Origin of the sequence: Oceanobacillus polygoni (assembly GCF_008304605.1) — a bacterium.
Lineage (GTDB): Bacteria > Bacillota > Bacilli > Bacillales > Amphibacillaceae > Oceanobacillus > Oceanobacillus polygoni.
On sequence record NZ_PIJY01000060.1, the window covers coordinates 1 to 1,175 of the forward strand.

The 1,175-nt window shown below is 42.2% G+C and carries 2 protein-coding genes; both read right to left on the reverse strand.

Annotated features, from left to right (window positions below; all coding sequences use genetic code 11):
- On the reverse strand, window positions 1–845 hold an 845-nt coding region (locus F1560_RS21970), incomplete at its 3' end, for a manganese catalase family protein (RefSeq protein WP_149476725.1).
- Between the two features lie 62 nt (window positions 846–907).
- Window positions 908–1,120 carry a YuzF family protein gene (locus F1560_RS21975; protein ID WP_095308167.1) on the reverse strand — a complete coding sequence of 71 codons (213 nt, stop codon included), beginning with the start codon at window positions 1,118–1,120 and terminating at the stop codon, window positions 908–910.
- Window positions 1,121–1,175: the final 55 nt, after the last annotated feature.

A 1,175-nucleotide genomic window follows, 5' to 3' on the forward strand; every position in this document is an offset into this window, starting at 1 on the left:
CGATCAATCCCTGGGGCAAATTGCTCTGGAAGTTCTGGGAAGTCGGGCACAGGCGCACCCTTAGGCATTCCATCAATTACTCTCAGTGTTTCGCCAGTTTCAGGGTTAGCTCCTTTCCAAATTTGGTTGATATCCCGATAGTCCTCTTCTCCCCATGTATACAATACATTGTACAATCCTTGATCCATAAATTTTTTGGCGTGATCAAATTTATTATTATCCAAACTTGGAACAGGAAGCATCTTGCCTACCTCTACCCCCGTAGCTACTTCGAGTGCTTTCGCATAGGCAATAATGTGCGTTCCGCCTCGAACGAGTAAGTAACCAATCATTTCCAGGGCAGTAGGATGGGTAGTCATTTCATAAACACGCATTTTATGGTTTCTTGCACCGATTTCCAATAAATAATTGGCGAGAAGGTCCTCAACGAGCGTACCACTGTTATTGACAAAAGTTCCATTCCACGGTCTTCCCATCCCATCACCTGGCCAAGCTGTTTGAGCGGTAGTTGTAAAATGTGTAGAATAACGGGCATCCTTCCCATTTTGCAGTGGCGCGGTGTCAGGATCACCAGGAACGGTATTGCCAATAGAAAGTAGATTAATGGCATTCGCTACTAACTCAACATGACCAAATTCCTCCGCCGTAATACTTGCAATTAAATCATAAAAAGGTTTTAGCTTTTTTTTGCCTCGAAAATTAAAGGATTGAAACATGTAATTGTTTAAGGTGGACATTTCACCGAATTTGCCTCCCATTAATTCCTGAACAGCTGCAGCTGCATTCATATCGCCATGTTCCGGATATGGTAACTCAATGGCGATTTTATTCACACGTTTCATCATGAGCTTTACGCCTCCATCCGTAAATAATAACCATTGACATCATATGTTGGATGGAGCTTGGCTTATTCACACATTATCGGTTGAAACCAAATTATTTGCGCTGTACGAATATAGAATGGTGCCCCGCCCATCATGATGACGATATGATCAGGCATGACCTGTTGTAATATACCTCGTACTGAGCCACGTGTCGTTTGAACGGCAAGGGATTGATTATGAAGTCCCGTTAAAGCCTGATAAACATACGGATCATTAATATTCCATTTTTCACTCATTTTTACACACTCCTTTTCTCGAAAGCCCTTAGCAGTATATGCAAACAAGGAAAAA